This is a genomic window from Sphingobium sp. LMC3-1-1.1 (genome assembly GCF_040676285.1).
In the GTDB taxonomy this organism is placed as follows: domain Bacteria; phylum Pseudomonadota; class Alphaproteobacteria; order Sphingomonadales; family Sphingomonadaceae; genus Sphingobium.
Genome location: NZ_JBEGHQ010000034.1, coordinates 84,104 through 98,669, shown reverse-complemented (window position 1 = coordinate 98,669; position 14,566 = coordinate 84,104). Strand labels below are relative to the sequence as shown.

Annotated in this window: 14 protein-coding genes and 1 tRNA gene; 8 read left to right on the top strand and 7 right to left on the bottom strand. The window is 67.1% G+C overall.

What is annotated here, in order from left to right:
• Positions 1-79: 79 nt before the first annotated feature.
• The 5 genes from MRBLMC3_RS16615 (at position 80) to MRBLMC3_RS16595 (ending at position 6,237) form a co-directional block, all read left to right on the top strand.
• Entirely contained in the window at positions 80-1,882 is a 1,803-nt protein-coding gene (locus tag MRBLMC3_RS16615; protein ID WP_363830619.1) for an IlvD/Edd family dehydratase, read from the top strand.
• A gap of 74 nt (positions 1,883-1,956) precedes the next feature.
• Positions 1,957-3,534 carry an aldehyde dehydrogenase (NADP(+)) gene (locus MRBLMC3_RS16610; RefSeq protein WP_363830617.1) on the top strand — a complete coding sequence of 526 codons (1,578 nt, stop codon included), beginning with the start codon at positions 1,957-1,959 and terminating at the stop codon, positions 3,532-3,534.
• Positions 3,531-4,544, top strand: a complete 1,014-nt coding sequence (gene araD1, locus MRBLMC3_RS16605; protein ID WP_363830614.1) for an AraD1 family protein — start codon at positions 3,531-3,533, stop codon at positions 4,542-4,544. Before MRBLMC3_RS16610 ends, araD1 begins: the two co-directional genes overlap by 4 nt.
• Positions 4,541-5,464 (top strand): Gfo/Idh/MocA family protein, encoded by a 924-nt coding sequence (locus MRBLMC3_RS16600; protein ID WP_363830612.1) that lies wholly within the window; start codon positions 4,541-4,543, stop codon positions 5,462-5,464. Before araD1 ends, MRBLMC3_RS16600 begins: the two co-directional genes overlap by 4 nt.
• 17 nt (positions 5,465-5,481) lie before the next feature.
• Entirely contained in the window at positions 5,482-6,237 is a 756-nt protein-coding gene (locus tag MRBLMC3_RS16595; protein WP_133652647.1) for a FadR/GntR family transcriptional regulator, read from the top strand.
• Between the two features lie 42 nt (positions 6,238-6,279).
• Here MRBLMC3_RS16595 and MRBLMC3_RS16590 read toward each other — a convergent pair whose 3' ends face one another.
• From MRBLMC3_RS16590 to yajC, 7 genes are all read right to left on the bottom strand, one after another.
• Positions 6,280-7,788: a YifB family Mg chelatase-like AAA ATPase gene (locus MRBLMC3_RS16590; protein WP_363830609.1), complete on the bottom strand. Its 1,509-nt coding sequence runs from the start codon at positions 7,786-7,788 to the stop codon at positions 6,280-6,282.
• Positions 7,789-7,869: 81 nt separating this feature from the next.
• Positions 7,870-8,541 carry an RlmE family RNA methyltransferase gene (locus tag MRBLMC3_RS16585; protein ID WP_363738581.1) on the bottom strand — a complete coding sequence of 224 codons (672 nt, stop codon included), beginning with the start codon at positions 8,539-8,541 and terminating at the stop codon, positions 7,870-7,872.
• A complete protein-coding gene (locus MRBLMC3_RS16580) occupies positions 8,538-9,656 on the bottom strand; it encodes a Ppx/GppA phosphatase family protein (RefSeq protein ID WP_363738579.1) in 1,119 nt (372 codons plus the stop codon). Before MRBLMC3_RS16580 ends, MRBLMC3_RS16585 begins: the two co-directional genes overlap by 4 nt.
• A 103-nt stretch (positions 9,657-9,759) precedes the next feature.
• Positions 9,760-10,044 carry an MTH938/NDUFAF3 family protein gene (locus MRBLMC3_RS16575; protein ID WP_414714660.1) on the bottom strand — a complete coding sequence of 95 codons (285 nt, stop codon included), beginning with the start codon at positions 10,042-10,044 and terminating at the stop codon, positions 9,760-9,762.
• A 113-nt stretch (positions 10,045-10,157) separates the two neighbouring features.
• Positions 10,158-11,144 (bottom strand): protein translocase subunit SecF, encoded by a 987-nt coding sequence (gene secF, locus MRBLMC3_RS16570; RefSeq protein WP_363738577.1) that lies wholly within the window; start codon positions 11,142-11,144, stop codon positions 10,158-10,160.
• A 15-nt stretch (positions 11,145-11,159) separates the two neighbouring features.
• Positions 11,160-12,761: a protein translocase subunit SecD gene (gene secD, locus MRBLMC3_RS16565; protein WP_363755458.1), complete on the bottom strand. Its 1,602-nt coding sequence runs from the start codon at positions 12,759-12,761 to the stop codon at positions 11,160-11,162.
• Positions 12,762-12,768: 7 nt separating this feature from the next.
• On the bottom strand, positions 12,769-13,104 hold the full coding sequence (gene yajC, locus MRBLMC3_RS16560) for a preprotein translocase subunit YajC (RefSeq protein ID WP_363738575.1): 336 nt from the start codon (positions 13,102-13,104) through the stop codon (positions 12,769-12,771).
• A gap of 189 nt (positions 13,105-13,293) precedes the next feature.
• Between yajC and MRBLMC3_RS16555 the strand changes: the two genes are divergently transcribed.
• The 3 genes from MRBLMC3_RS16555 (at position 13,294) to MRBLMC3_RS16545 (ending at position 14,327) form a co-directional block, all read left to right on the top strand.
• A tRNA-Pro gene (locus MRBLMC3_RS16555) sits at positions 13,294-13,370 on the top strand.
• 137 nt (positions 13,371-13,507) lie between these two features.
• Positions 13,508-14,047: a glycoside hydrolase family 108 protein gene (locus tag MRBLMC3_RS16550; protein ID WP_363830606.1), complete on the top strand. Its 540-nt coding sequence runs from the start codon at positions 13,508-13,510 to the stop codon at positions 14,045-14,047.
• A 10-nt stretch (positions 14,048-14,057) separates the two neighbouring features.
• The gene (locus tag MRBLMC3_RS16545) at positions 14,058-14,327 is read left to right on the top strand and encodes a 3TM-type holin (protein ID WP_363755454.1); all 270 of its coding nucleotides are present in this window, start codon (positions 14,058-14,060) and stop codon (positions 14,325-14,327) included.
• Positions 14,328-14,566 lie beyond the last annotated feature (239 nt).

Genomic DNA, 14,566 nt, shown 5'->3' with positions numbered 1-14,566 from the left:
TGTATGAGTATATCGGAGAGGCAAGCGGGTCAACTTGCCCGGAATAAAATGGTCATTTTCTTCGACAGGTGCCTTTTCCATGAATGATTCGTCCAAGCCCGTTAACAAGCTTCGCAGCCGCGCCTGGTTCGACAATCCAGACAATATCGACATGACCGCGCTCTATCTGGAGCGTTACCTGAATTTCGGCCTCAGCCTGGAAGAACTGCGCAGCGGCAAGCCGATCATCGGCATCGCCCAGACCGGCAGCGACCTCAGCCCGTGCAATCGCCATCATATGGTGCTGGCCGAGCGCGTGCGCGAGGGCATTCGCGAAATGGGCGGCATTGCGCTGGAATTTCCCGTCCACCCGATCCAGGAAACCGGCAAGCGGCCGACGGCGGGGCTGGACCGCAACCTGGCCTATCTGGGACTGGTCGAGGCGATGTACGGCTATCCGCTGGACGGAGTAGTGCTGACCACGGGCTGCGACAAGACGACGCCCGCGCTGCTGATGGCGGCGGCGACGGTCAACATCCCCGCCATCGCGCTGTCGGTCGGGCCGATGCTGAACGGCTGGTTCAAGGGCGAGCGGACGGGTTCGGGCACGATCGTGTGGCATGCGCGGCAATTGCTGGCGGCGGGCAAGATCGACGATGAGGGCTTCATCAAGCTGGTGGCGTCGTCGGCACCCTCCACCGGCTATTGCAACACCATGGGCACGGCGACGACGATGAACTCGCTGGCCGAGGCGCTGGGCATGATGCTGCCGGGTTCGGCGGCGATCCCCGCGCCCTATCGCGACCGGCAGGAGGTCGCCTATCGGACCGGCAAGCGCATCGTCGAGATGGTGGCGGAGGACCTGAAGCCCTCCGACATCCTGACGCTGGACGCCTTCCACAACGCCATAGTGGTGAACTCGGCCATTGGCGGGTCGACCAATGCGCCGATCCACCTGACCGCGATCGCGCGCCATGTCGGTGTCGACCTGCCGCTCAAGGATTGGGAGACGGTGGGGCACAGGGTGCCGTTGCTGGTGAACCTCCAGCCCGCGGGCGAATATCTGGGCGAGGATTATTATCGCGCCGGCGGCGTTCCGGCCGTGGTCGGCCAGTTGATCGGGCAGGGACTGATCCGCGAGGGCGCCATGACCGTCAACGGCAAGACGATGGGCGAGAATTGCAGGGGCGCGGAGATCGAGGATGAAAAGGTCATCCGTCCCTTCGCCCAGCCGTTGAAGGAAGAAGCCGGCTTCCTCGTCCTGTCGGGCAATCTGTTCGACGCGGCGGTGATGAAGACCAGCGTGATTTCGGACGAGTTCCGCCAGCGCTATCTGTCCAATCCCGAAGATCCCAATGCCTTTGAAGGACCGGCGGTCGTGTTCGACGGACCGGAGGACTATCATGCGCGGATCGACGATCCCGCCGTCGGCATCACGCCCGACACGCTGCTGTTCATGCGCGGCGCGGGTCCGGTCGGCTATCCGGGCGCGGCGGAGGTGGTGAACATGCGGCCGCCCGCCTATCTCATCACCGAGGGCGTGTCCGCCCTGCCCTGCATCGGGGACGGGCGCCAGTCGGGCACGAGCGGGAGTCCCTCCATCCTCAACGCCTCGCCCGAAGCGGCGGCGATGGGCGGCCTTGCGCTGCTCCAGACCGGCGACCGGGTGCGGATGGACCTGAACAAGGGTGTGGTGAACGTCCTCATTTCCGACGAGGAACTGGCGAGCCGCCGGGCGAAGCTGGTGACCGAGGGCGGCTATCCCTATCCCGCCTCGCAGACGCCCTGGCAGGAAATCCAGCGCTCCGTGGTCGGCCAGCTCAATACCGGCGCGATCCTGGAGGGCGCGGAAAAATATCAGCGCATCGCCCAGACCATGGGTCTGCCGCGCGATAATCACTGATCCCCTTTTCGGCATTGATCCCCTTTCGGCACTGATCCCCTTTCGGCACTGATCCCCTTTTCGGAGTTTTCCCCATGTTCAACGGAGCCATCCTTGTCGGCGCGAGCGAGCGCCAGGGCGGCGCACCCTTCTTCGCCATCGACCCGTCGACCGGCGCGAAGGGCGAGGTCGCCTTCCACAACGCCTCGGCCGCCGATGTCGCGGACGCCTGCGCGCTGGCCGATGCCGCGTTCGAGAGCTTCTCGACCCTGACGCCAGACGCCCGCGCCGCCTTTCTGGAGGCGGTGGCGGACGGCATCATGGCGATTGGCGACCTGCTGATCACCACGGCCATGAGCGAAACCGGCCTGCCGCGCGGCCGGCTGGAGGGCGAACGGGGCCGCACCGTCGGCCAGCTTCGCCTGTTCGCCGGCTATGTGCGCCAGGGCGACTGGCTGGACGCGACCATCGACAAGGCCCTGCCGGAGCGCCAGCCGCTGCCGCGCAGCGACCTGCGTCGCGTCAACCAGTCGGTCGGCCCCGTCGCCGTGTTCGGCGCGTCCAACTTCCCGCTCGCCTTCTCCGTTGCGGGCGGCGACACGGCATCGGCGTTCGCGGCGGGTTGCCCAGTCGTGGTGAAGGGCCACCCGGCCCATCCCGGCACCGGCGAACTGGTCGCCCGCGCCATCGCGACGGCGGTCAGGGAAAGCGGCCTGCATGAAGGCGTATTTTCCTACCTGCCCGGCACGACCAACGACCTTGGCGGCGCGCTGGTGGCCGATCCGCGCATCAAGGCGGTGGGCTTTACCGGGTCGCGCGGCGGCGGCCTGGCCCTCATGAAGATCGCCGCCGAGCGCGCCGAACCGATCCCGGTCTATGCCGAAATGTCGAGCATCAATCCGGTCGTGCTGCTGCCCGGCGCACTGGCCGCCCACGCCGAGGCACTGGGGACTGCCTTCGTCGGATCGCTGACCCTGTTTTCGGGCCAGTTCTGCACCAATCCGGGCCTGGTGATCGCGCTCGACAGCCCCGACCTCGACCGCTTCGTCGCTTCGGCCGCAGAAGCGCTGTCGGGCAATGCGGCGCAGGTCATGCTGACGCCCGGCATCCATGCCGCCTATGAAAAGGGCGTCGCCGCCCTGTCCAGCGCGGAGGGCGTCACCACGGTCGCGCGCGGCGCCGCGGGAGACGGCGTCAATCGCGGGCAGCATGCGCTGTTCGCCACCAGCGGCGATCGCTTCCGCGCCAATCCCGCGCTGGCGCATGAGGTGTTCGGTTCCTCCTCCATCCTCGTCAAATGCGCGACCGTCGAGGAGATGATCGCCACCATCGCCGATCTGGAGGGCCAGTTGACCGCGACGCTGCAGATGGAGGAGAGCGATCAGGCCGATGCCGCCCGGCTGCTGCCCACGCTGTCGCGCAAGGTCGGCCGCGTGCTCGCCAATGGCTGGCCGACCGGCGTCGAGGTGACCCATGCCATGGTCCATGGCGGTCCCTTCCCGTCGACCTCCGACGGGCGCTCCACATCCGTGGGCACGCTCGCCATGATGCGCTTCCTGCGCCCGGTCTGCTATCAGGATGTGGCCGACGCCGTGCTGCCGCCCGCCCTGCAGGCCGCCAATCCCTGGCAGCTCAACCGCCGTGTCGAGGGCAGGCTGGAGATCGCCCGGTGACCCTGCCCCCCGATCAGTCCCCCGATCAGTCCGCCATCCGTTCGCTGGTGCAGTTCGAGGAAGGCGGCCGTCGCGGTGTCGCCGCCCTCGACGCCAGCGGCGCGGCCCGGCGCGTGGAGGGCGCAAGCTCCACCCGCGCGCTGGCGCTGGAGGCGATTGCGGCCGGAACGGCCCTCGCCGCCATGGCGCAAGCGCGCCTGGGCGGAGCGGTGGACCTTTCCACCGTCCGGCTGCTCTGCCCCATCGATCATGAGGATGCCGCGCATCTGCTGGTCGCGGGCACCGGCCTTACCCATCTTGGCTCGGCCGAAGGGCGCGACAAGATGCACAAGGCGGCCGCGGCGGGTGAACTGACCGACAGCATGCGCATGTTCCTGATGGGCGTGGAGGGCGGCAAGCCCGCCGACGGTGGCATCGGCGCGCAGCCCGAATGGTTCTACAAGGGCGACGGCCAGAGCCTGATCCATCCCGGCGAGGATTTCGCCATGCCCGCCTTCGCGGAGGATGGCGGGGAGGAGCCGGAGGTCGCCGGCATCTACCTGATCGACGCGGACGGCACGCCGGTCCGGCTGGGCTTTGCCCTGGGCAATGAATTTTCCGATCACGTCACCGAACGGGGCAATTATCTGTGGCTGGCGCACAGCAAGCTGCGTCAGGCGTCCCTGGGGCCGGAACTGCTGCTGGGCGACCTGCCCGACGATCTGCGCGGCACCAGCCGCATCGTCCGCAACGGCGAGACAGTCTGGGAAAGGCCGTTCCTATCGGGCGAAACCAACATGTCCCACCGCATCGACAATCTGGAACATCATCATTTCAAATATGGTCTGTTCCGTCGTCCGGGCGACATCCACGTCCACTTCTTCGGCACGGCCACCCTCTCCTTTTCGGACGGCTTCGCGACGCAGGAAGGCGACGTGTTCGAGGTGGAGGCCGCGCCCTTCATCCTGCCCGTGCGCAACGGCCTGCGCCGGGCGGCCGATGAAGGCCAGACAAGGGTGAAAGTCCTATGACCATCCGGGCAGGCCTTGTCGGCCTGGGCAAGATCGCCCGCGACCAGCATCTTCCCGCCATCGCGATGACCGAGGGCATAGAGCTGGTCGCGGTCGCCAGCCGCAATGCGCAGGCGGAGGGCGTGAACAACTATCCCGATCTGGACGCGATGCTGGCCGGGGAGCGGGACATGGACGCCGTCATCCTCTGCCAGCCGCCGCAGGTCCGATACCAGGCGGCGCGGCAGGCGCTGCTGGCGGGCAAGCATGTCTTCCTGGAAAAGCCGCCCGGCGCCACGGTGTCGGAAGTGGAGGCGCTGACCGCCCTTGCCCGCGCGCAGGGCGTCACCCTCTATGCAAGCTGGCACAGCCGCTATGCCGCGGCGGTCGCCCAGGCGAAGGCGTGGATGGCGTCGCGCACCATCAGGCGCATCGACATCCAATGGCGCGAGGATGTCCGCCATTGGCATCCGGGCCAGCCCTGGATCTGGGAAGCGGGCGGCTTTGGCGTGTTCGATCCGGGCATCAACGCCCTGTCGATCCTGACGGAAATCGTGCCGGAGCCGGTGACGATGCTGTCCGCCAGCCTGGAGGTGCCGGAAAACAAGGACGCGCCGATCGGCGCCGCGCTGCGCATGGCGACGGCTTCCGGTGCGGCGGTGGAGGCGGTGTTCGACTGGCGCCAGACGGGGCCGCAGACATGGGACATCGCGGTCGAGACCGCGAACGGCAGCCTGCTGCTGTCGGAAGGCGGCAACATGCTGCGCCTGGACGGGGAGATCCAGCTCAAGGCGCCGGACCAGGAATATCCCGCCATGTATCGCCGCTTCGTCGATCTGGTGGCACAACGGGCGATCGACGCCGACATCGCGCCGCTGCGGTTGGTGGCGGACGCCTTTCTTTGTGGCCGGCATTGTCCTACGACGGCATTTGAGGACTGAACAGGGGGAACAGGGCAGTGGGAAGCGAGCGCAAGGACGGACCGGAACGCAAATTTCCGACGGACGAGGGCTCGCTGCGCATCCACCAGGCGATCGCCCGGCAATTGGGCACCGCGATCCTGACGGGCGTCCACAAGCCCGGCGACCTGTTCGAGGGCGAGATCGAGGCGTCGGTGCGGCTGCACGTATCCCGCACCGCCTATCGCGAGGCGGTGCGCATCCTGATCGCCAAGGGCATGCTGGAAAGCCGGCCCAAGGCGGGCACCCGCGTGCTGCCACGCAGCCGCTGGAACGTGCTGGACCCGGAAATGCTGGCGTGGATGTTCGCGGGCGAGCCGGACCGCGATTTCGTGCGCGACCTGTTCGAACTGCGTGGCGTGATCGAGCCGGCGGCGGCCGAATTCGCGGCGCGGCGACGGACCGATGAGCAACTGGCCGTGATGGCGGCCGCGCTCGACGAGATGGAGAAGCATGGACTTTCCACGCCGGAGGGCCGGTCGGCGGACCAGCGTTTCCACCATGCGGTGCTGGCCGCGACGCATAATGACGCGCTGGCCGCGCTGGCAAGTTCGGTGGGGGCGGCGGTAAGCTGGACCACCACGTTCAAGCATCGCAAGAAGCTGCTGCCGCGCGACCCCCTGCCCGATCACAAGGCGGTCCACCAGGCGATCGCCGCCCGCGACACCGCCGCCGCGCGCAACAGCATGGTGGAACTGCTGCGGCTGGCCATGGCCGACATGGACGTGGTGATGGCGGAACCTCGCAGGCCCTGAGCCTGGCGCGGCGACGGGAAAGCCCCCGTCAGTTCAACTCCCTCAGTTTACGGGGGCGCGCCGCCGGTAGCTGAGCGCTTCGGCCACATGGACGCGCCCGACGCGCTCCGCGCCCGCCAGGTCGGCGATGGTGCGCGCCACGCGCAGCACGCGGGTATAGCCGCGGGCGGACAGCTTCATCGCCGCGGCCGCCTGCGCCAGCAATTCGCGCCCGGCCTGATCCGGCCCGGCAACCTCCTCCAGCCTTTCTCCATCCACCTCGGCATTGGTGCGAAGCCGCGTGCCGTCATAGCGCCGCGTCTGCACCGCCCGTGCCGCCGCGACCCGTGCGGCGACCTCCGCCGATCCCTCGGCGGGAGGCGGCAGGACCAGATCGGCCGCCGTCACCGCCTGCACCTCCACATGCAGGTCGATGCGGTCGAGCAGCGGTCCCGACACCTTGGCCTGATAGTCCGCCGCGCAGCGCGGGGCGCGGGAACAGGCCAAGGCGGGATCGCCCAGATGGCCGCAGCGGCAGGGATTCATCGCCGCCACCAGTTGCACCCGCGCCGGAAAGGTCACATGCGCATTGGCCCGCGCGACGGTGACTTCCCCCGTCTCCAGCGGCTGCCGCAGCGAGTCGAGGACGGTCCGCTGGAATTCGGGCAGTTCGTCGAGGAACAGCACGCCCAGATGCGCCATGCTGACCTCGCCGGGCCGTGCCTTGTGCCCGCCGCCGACCAGCGCCGCCATGGAGGCGCTGTGATGCGGATTGCGGAAGGGGCGGGCGCGGCTGATCCGGCCGCTCTCCAGCGTGCCGGCGACGCTCGCCACCATGGATGTTTCCAGCGCCTCGCCCGGCGTCAGTTCGGGCAGGATGCCGGGCAGGCAGCTCGCCATCAGCGACTTGCCCGCGCCGGGCGGGCCGACCATCAGCAGATTATGGCCGCCCGCCGCCGCGATCTCCAGCGCGCGCTTGGCGCTTTCCTGGCCCTTGACCTGGCGCAGGTCGGCGGTCCGCGCCGGCGGCTGCACTTCGCCGGGCTGCGGGGGCGACAGGGCGGCAGCGCCCTTGAAATGGTTGAGGATCGCCAACAGGTCCGGCGCGGCGATTACCTCCACCTGGCCGGCCCAGGCAGCTTCGGCGCCCTGCGCCACCGGGCAGACGAGGCCCAGTTCCCTCTCCCCGGCATGAAGCGCAGCGAGCAGCACGCCAGGCGTCGGGGCGATGCGGCCGTCCAGGCCCAGTTCGCCCACCACGACATAGCCCGCAAGCGTTTCGGCATCGATCACGCCCATGGCGCCCAGCAGCGCCAGCGCGATCGGCAGGTCGAAATGCGACCCCTCCTTGGGCAGGTCGGCGGGGGAAAGGTTCACGGTGATGCGCTTGGGCGGCAGCGACAGGCCGATGGCTGCGATGGCGTTGCGCACCCGCTCCCGGCTTTCCGCGACCGCCTTGTCAGGCAGGCCGACGACGATGAAATTGGGGAGGCCGGGCACGAGCTGGCACTGAACCTCCACGCCGCGCGCTTCCAGCCCCAGATAGGCGACCGTCGATACCGTCGAAACCAATGATGTTCCCCCAACGCCCCAAACGGCCTGCCTTCGCAGGAACAGGCAGGCATTTCAATCTCTTGGTAGAGATGAGCGGGATCAGCCTTCTTCGGCGCGCCCCTTGAAGCCCTGGGCCACGACATACCATTCGACGCTGCCCTTGCGGCTGGCCGGCGGCTTGGCGTGCTTGATCGTGGTGAAATGCCTTTTGAGGATGGCGAGCAGGTCGGCGTCCGTGCCGCCCGCGAACACCTTCGCCACGAAGGTGCCGCCCTTGCGCAGATTTTCGACGGCGAACATGGCTGCCGCCTCGACCAGTCCCATGGTGCGCAGATGGTCGGTCGCCGCATGCCCGACGGTGTTGGCTGCCATGTCGGAAATGACCAGGTCGGGCGCGTCGCCCAGCGCCTCGGCCAGAAGAACGGGCGCCTTGTCGTCCATGAAGTCCATCTGGAACAGCGTGACGCCCGGAATGGGATCGGTCGGCAGCAGGTCGATGCCCACCACCTTCGCCTTGGGGCAGAGTTTCCGCACCACCTGCGCCCAGCCGCCCGGCGCCACGCCCAGGTCGACCACGGCGCGGGAACCCTTCACGAAATGGAATTTCTCATCCAGTTCGATCAGCTTGAAGGCGGCGCGACTGCGCCACCCTTCCGCCTTGGCGCGGCGGACATAGGGGTCGTTCAACTGTCGTTCGAGCCAGCGGGTGGACTGTGCCGTCCGCCCCTTCGCCGTCTTGACCCGCACCTTGCCGGCACCAGTGCCTCTCACATCTTCACTCCGTCGCGGTCCATCAGGCCGCGCAATATGCCCTCGCGAATGCCGCGATCGGCCACGCCCAGTCGCAGGGCGGGCCAGATGTCGAGGATGGATTCCAATATGGCGCAGCCGGCCACGACCAGGTCGGCCCGCTCCGTCCCGATGCAGGGCAGCTTCTGCCGTTCCGCCAGCGGCATGGAGGACAGCCGCGCCGAAATCGCCCGCATCGACGTGGAAGGGACGATCAGCCCGTCAATCGCCTGCCGGTCGTAGCGCGGCAGGTCGAGATGCAGGCTGGCGAGCGTCGTCACCGTGCCCGATGTGCCCAGCAGGCGAATATCGGCCTGCGGCGAGGGCAGTCGGCGCGCCAGCGGCGCGAAGGCGTCCGCCACACGCGCGCGCATCCGGGCATAGGCCGACAGCCGGTCCATGGGATCGGCATGATCGAACGCCTCGCTCTCCGTCAGGGAGACGACGCCCCAGGGCGCGCTCACCCAGTCGACGATATGCGGCGCGCCCGCGCGATTGGCGTCCACCAGCACCAGTTCGGTCGACCCGCCGCCAATGTCGAAGATCAGCGCTGGCCCATCGCCCGGCTCCAGCAGCGCGTGGCAGCCCAGCACCGCCAGCCGTGCTTCCTCCTGCGCGCTGATGATGTCGAGGGCGATGCCGGTTTCCCGATAGACCCGCTGGATGAATTCAGCCCCGTTGGAGGCGCGGCGGCAGGCCTCTGTCGCGACCGAACGGGCCAGCGTGACATGCCGGCGGCGCAGCTTGTCGGCGCAGACCGAGAGGGCCGAAATCGCCCGCTCGATGGCTTCGTCGCTGATCCGGCCGGAAGCGGCAAGCCCCTCCCCCAATCGCACGATACGCGAAAAGGCGTCGATGACGATGAAGCCGTCCGCCGAGGGTTTGGCGATCAGCAGGCGGCAGTTGTTCGTGCCGAGGTCAATCGCCGCATAGGACCCCCGGCCCCGCAGCGCGTGAGGCAAGAGGCCCCGTGATTTCGACGGGGGAGTGAGGGCCGCAGCCTTGCTCCCATTGCCCGGACCGGAACGGACCCCCTTGCCCGAAATTCCGCCGGCCGGGCCGGAACTCTGCGGCGATGGGCGGCTGTGCTGCACCATGGCCGTATCTCTTTTCTTCTTCGCCAGCGCCGAGAGGCGCCGGAACTTGCCCCAAGAGTAGGCAAAGGAAGAGGAAAGCGCAAGGCGGGGCGGACAGCCCCCCTCAGACAAGCGGCATGAGGGCCGCGACGATCCACCGTTCCTCCGCGCGCAGCACGCCCCAGGCGCGGGCGGCGGCGCGGCTGTCCATCACCTCCACGCCGATCCCGCGGCCTTCCAGTTCGCGCACGAAGGCGCGCGGCGGCTGGCGCAGGGCCGCGCCGGTGCCGACCAGCAGGAATTCCGGCGGGACATCCAGGTCGAGCAGGTCGCCCAGATCCGCGACGGTCAGCGCATCGACGGCGGGGGCATGGCGCCAGGCGAGCGCCCGCACGGGAGACAGCAGCAGGCCGTCGGGAAAGACATCGTCCCTGACGCGAAAGCCGCGACCCTGAAAGCCGGTGACGATCGGCCCCTGCCCCGCATCATCGCGGCGCAGCTCTATCCCGGACCTGTTCCCGTTCAGGGCCGCGCCCCGTCGTCGCGCGGGCCCATGCGCTCCGCCTGGGCGGCGGGATTGGCCTTGCTCGCCTTCTTCTCCGCCGCGGCGGGGGACAGGCCAAGGCTGATCAGCAGTGAGGAGGAGACATAGACCGAGGAATAGGTGCCGACGATGATGCCCAGCATCATGGCCGCAGTGAAGCCGCGCAGCACATGGCCGCCCAGCAGCAGCAGCGCGCCCAGCGCCAGCAGCACGGTGAGGGAGGTCATGACGGTACGCGGCAGCGTCTCGTTGACCGACAGGTCGATCAGCGACTTCATGTCCATCTTGCGATATTTGCGCATGTTTTCGCGGATGCGGTCGTCGATCACCATCTTGTCGTTGATCGAATAGCCCACGATCGTCAGCACGGCGGCGACAATGTTGAGGTCGAATTCCAACTGGGTGATGGCGAAGAAGCCCAGCGTCATCAGCACGTCGTGCATGATCGCGACGAAGGTGGAGACGCCGAACTGCCATTCGTAACGGAACCAGGAGAAGATCGCGATGCCGATCACCGCCAGCATCACCGCCAGCACGCCGTTCTGGATCAGCTCGCCCGAAACCTTGCCCGACACCGTGTCGTAGCGGGAGAAGGTGACGCCGGGGAATTCCGCCGTCATCGCCTTGCGCGCCTTTTCGACGATGGCGTTGGCCGCGCCCGCGCCGCCCTGTTCCGGCAGCGGCAGGCGGATCTGCACTGTCCTGGGATCGCCGAACTGCTGGAGCGAACCGTCGCCCACGCCCAGCCGGTCGATCACGCCGCGCACCTTGTCGGTTTGCGGCGGCGTTTCGAACTTCGCCTCGATCATCAGTCCGCCGACGAAATCGACGCCGAGATTGAGGCCCTTGTAGAAGGTCGCGCCGACCGCGACCACGGTCAGCAGCGCCGTCAGGGCAAAGGCCCAGTGGCGCAGCTTCACAAAGCCGATATTGGTGTTGTCCGGGACGAGCTTAAGCAGTTTCATGTTTCTCTCCGCCCGTCAGATGTGGATTTCGGTCGGGCGCTTGGCGCGAACCCAACGCGACACCAGCAGGCGCGTGAAGGTGACGGCGGTGAACACGCTGGTCGCGATGCCGATCAGCAGCACGATCGCGAAGCCCTTGACCGGACCCGACCCCAGAGCGAGCATGATGCCGCCGGCGATGGCGTGGGTCACGTTCGCTTCGAAAATGGTGCGGCTGGCTTCCTTATAGCCATGTTCGATCGACTGGACCACATTGCGGCCCCGACGGCGTTCCTCGCGGATGCGTTCGTAGATCAGCACGTTGGCGTCGACCGCCGTACCGATGGTCAGCACGAAGCCGGCGATGCCCGGCAGCGTCAGCGTCGCGCCGAGAATACCCATCACGCCCAGGATCACCAGCACGTTGATGGCGACGGCCAAATTGGCGTACATGCCGAAGCGGCCGTAGCTCAGGAACATGAAGGCCGCGACGGCGACGACCGCGATGATCGAGGCGGTAAGGCCGGCCTTGATCGAGTCGGCGCCCAATTGCGGACCGACCGTGCGCTCCTCCACCACGGTCAGCGCGACGGGCAGCTTGCCCGACCGCAGCGCGATCGCGAGCTGGTTCGCGCTTTCCACCGTGAAGCTGCCGCTGATCTGCGCGCTGCCGCCCAGGATCGGTTCATTGATGTTCGGCGCCGACAGCACCTTGCCGTCCAGGATGATGGCGAAGGGACGGTTGACGTTCTGCGACGTCACCTGGCCGAATTTGCGCCCGCCCGCACCATTGAAGCGGATGTTGACGATCGGCTCGTTGCCCTGCTGGTTATAGCCCTGCTGCGCGTCGGTCAGGTCTTCGCCCGACACCATGACCTGCCGGTAGACGGCGATCATCGGCGGCCCGGCCGGATTGGTCGGATAGGGCAGCACTTCGCTGCCCACCGGGGCGCGGCCCTGCGCGACTTCGGCCGGGTTGGCGTTGACGTCGACCAGCTTGAATTCCAGCTTCGCGGTCTGGCCGAGCAGATCCTTCAGCGCCTTGGGATTCTGGAGGCCCGGCACCTGCACGACGATGCGGTTGTCGCCCTGCTGCTGGATGGTCGGTTCGCGCGTGCCCATCTCGTCGATGCGTTTGCGGATGACTTCGGTCGCAACTTCCATCGCGCCCTTGACCGCATTGTCGATGCCCGCCTGGGTCGGCGTGATGACGATGGTGGAGCTGTTCACCACCTCGACATTGAAATCGCGCTGGCCGGTGAGGCCCGCACCCTGCGTCAGCGGCCGGATACGCTCCACGGCGGCGTCAACCTCCGACGGGTTGCGGACCATGAAGCTGAGCTTCCCGTCGCGGCTGGAAATGTCGCCGATCGCGATCTTCGTGTCGCCCCGGCGCAGTTCCGTGCGGACCTGCTCCTCCATATTGGCGAGCCGCTGCTTGGCCACATCCTGCGTCGATGCTTCGAGCAGCAAATGGCTGCCGCCCGACAGGTCGAGGCCCAGATTGACGCGGGTCTGCATGAATTTGGGCAACTGCTCGACCACCCGGTCAGGCAGGAAGCTCGGCACGGCGCAGGCTATGCCGATCAGCAGCGGCGCCAGAATCGCAAAGACCGCCCAGCGGGGAAAGTTCAGCATGGACGTCTCAGTCGTTCGCGGGCTTGGCGGTGGCGGGATCGATCACGTCGGTCAGGGTGGACTTCACCGCCTTCACCTTCATGCCCGGCGCCAGTTCGACCTCGGCATAGAAATCGTCGACGCGGACCACCTTGCCGACCAGGCCGCCGCCGGTCACGACCTGATCGCCCTTCTTCACGGCGTCGATCTTGGCCTTGTGGTCCTTCATCTTCTTTTGCTGCGGACGGATCAGCAGGAAGTAGAAGACGACGAAGATCAGGACCAGCGGGGCCATCTGAACCAGCATGGAGGCGCCGGACGATTCCCCGCCCGCGGTTTGGGCAAAGGCTGGAGATATGAACATGCTTGGGACTTTCGCCTTCTTCTCTTGTCCTGTCGCGGGCGCAGACAAACGCCCACAGATCAAGGGCGCGCGGCTAACACAGATCGCACGGCTGAGGCAACATGATTAGGGTTTCCGACGAATGCGCAAAAAGCCTGCATCGAATGGCTTGCATATTCGCCAAACTGCTTCTAATTGCGCCGCTCCGGTCGGGACGTAGCGCAGCCTGGTAGCGCATCACACTGGGGGTGTGGGGGTCGGAGGTTCGAATCCTCTCGTCCCGACCAAATTTCCGGCAGGGCTTTTTTCAGCCTGCCTGGTTTCCTTCCCTCGCCGGATGACCTGCCTCAGCGCTTTTCCGCTGTCCTACAGCTAACCAAATGGGATAAATGATCCGCCTTTCGGAAACAGGAGGGCGGTTTTCATGGATATTGCGGCTATGATCGACGAGGTCATCGCGCGGGAGGGCGGCTACAGCAACCATCCGGCGGATCGCGGCGGTCCGACGAATTTCGGCATCACCCAAGGCGTGGCGCGGGAAAACGGCTATGGCGGCGACATGCGGGCGCTGCCCAGGTCGGTGGCCGAGATGATCTATCGCCGGCTTTATTGGGAGAAGCCGGGTTTCGCCTTTGTCGCCGAACTGGCTCCGGCGGTGGCGGAGGAACTGTTCGACACGGCCGTGAACATGGGGGCCACGGTCGCGGGCGGCTTTCTTCAGCGGGCGTTGAATGCCCTCAACCGCAACGGGCGGGATTATGCCGATGTGAAGGTGGATCGGGCCGTGGGCGCGAGGACGCTCGCCGCGCTGGGCGCATTCCTGGCCGTGCGCGGGCCCGCGGGAGAGAAGGTGTTGCTCAAGGCGCTGGAGGCGCTTCAGGGCGAGCGCTATCTGGCGCTGGCCGAGAGCAGGCCCGCCAACGAGGCCTTTCTTTACGGCTGGCTTGCCAATCGGATCGGTTAGGAGGGTCGGCATGACCTCTACGCGCAGGCGCATCGCGCGCGACCGGTGGACGCTGTCGGCGCGTCCCGCCTTTCTTTATGTGATGTACGGACTGCTGCTGTGGTCGGTGCCGCTGGGGCTGATCGGCGGGGTGCGCCCCGACGTGGCGGCGGGGATCATTCGGGCGATGCAGGCCTATTTCAGTGCCTTGCCCGAACCGCTCTATGCGCTCTTTGGCACCGGTTATCTCGGATATACGGCGGCGCGGGCCTGGGGGAAGGCAAAGGGGGTGGAGCGCTAGGACGGATCGATCGCGGGGTGAGGCAGGAGCGATCTTCGCGCGCCTATATCAGGCAAGACCGCGCCACATATGAGAGGGGCCGCTGGAGGGATAAGTCTCCAGCGGCCCATCATTGACATGGTCAGCGGCCGGAAGTGCCGCCCAAGGGAAACGTTGGTTCGCGCTATTCTGCGGATAGGGCGCTTCGCCTGCGGAACCGCAGTCGACAGTCACCGGATGTCTGCAAAACCGACGCTATG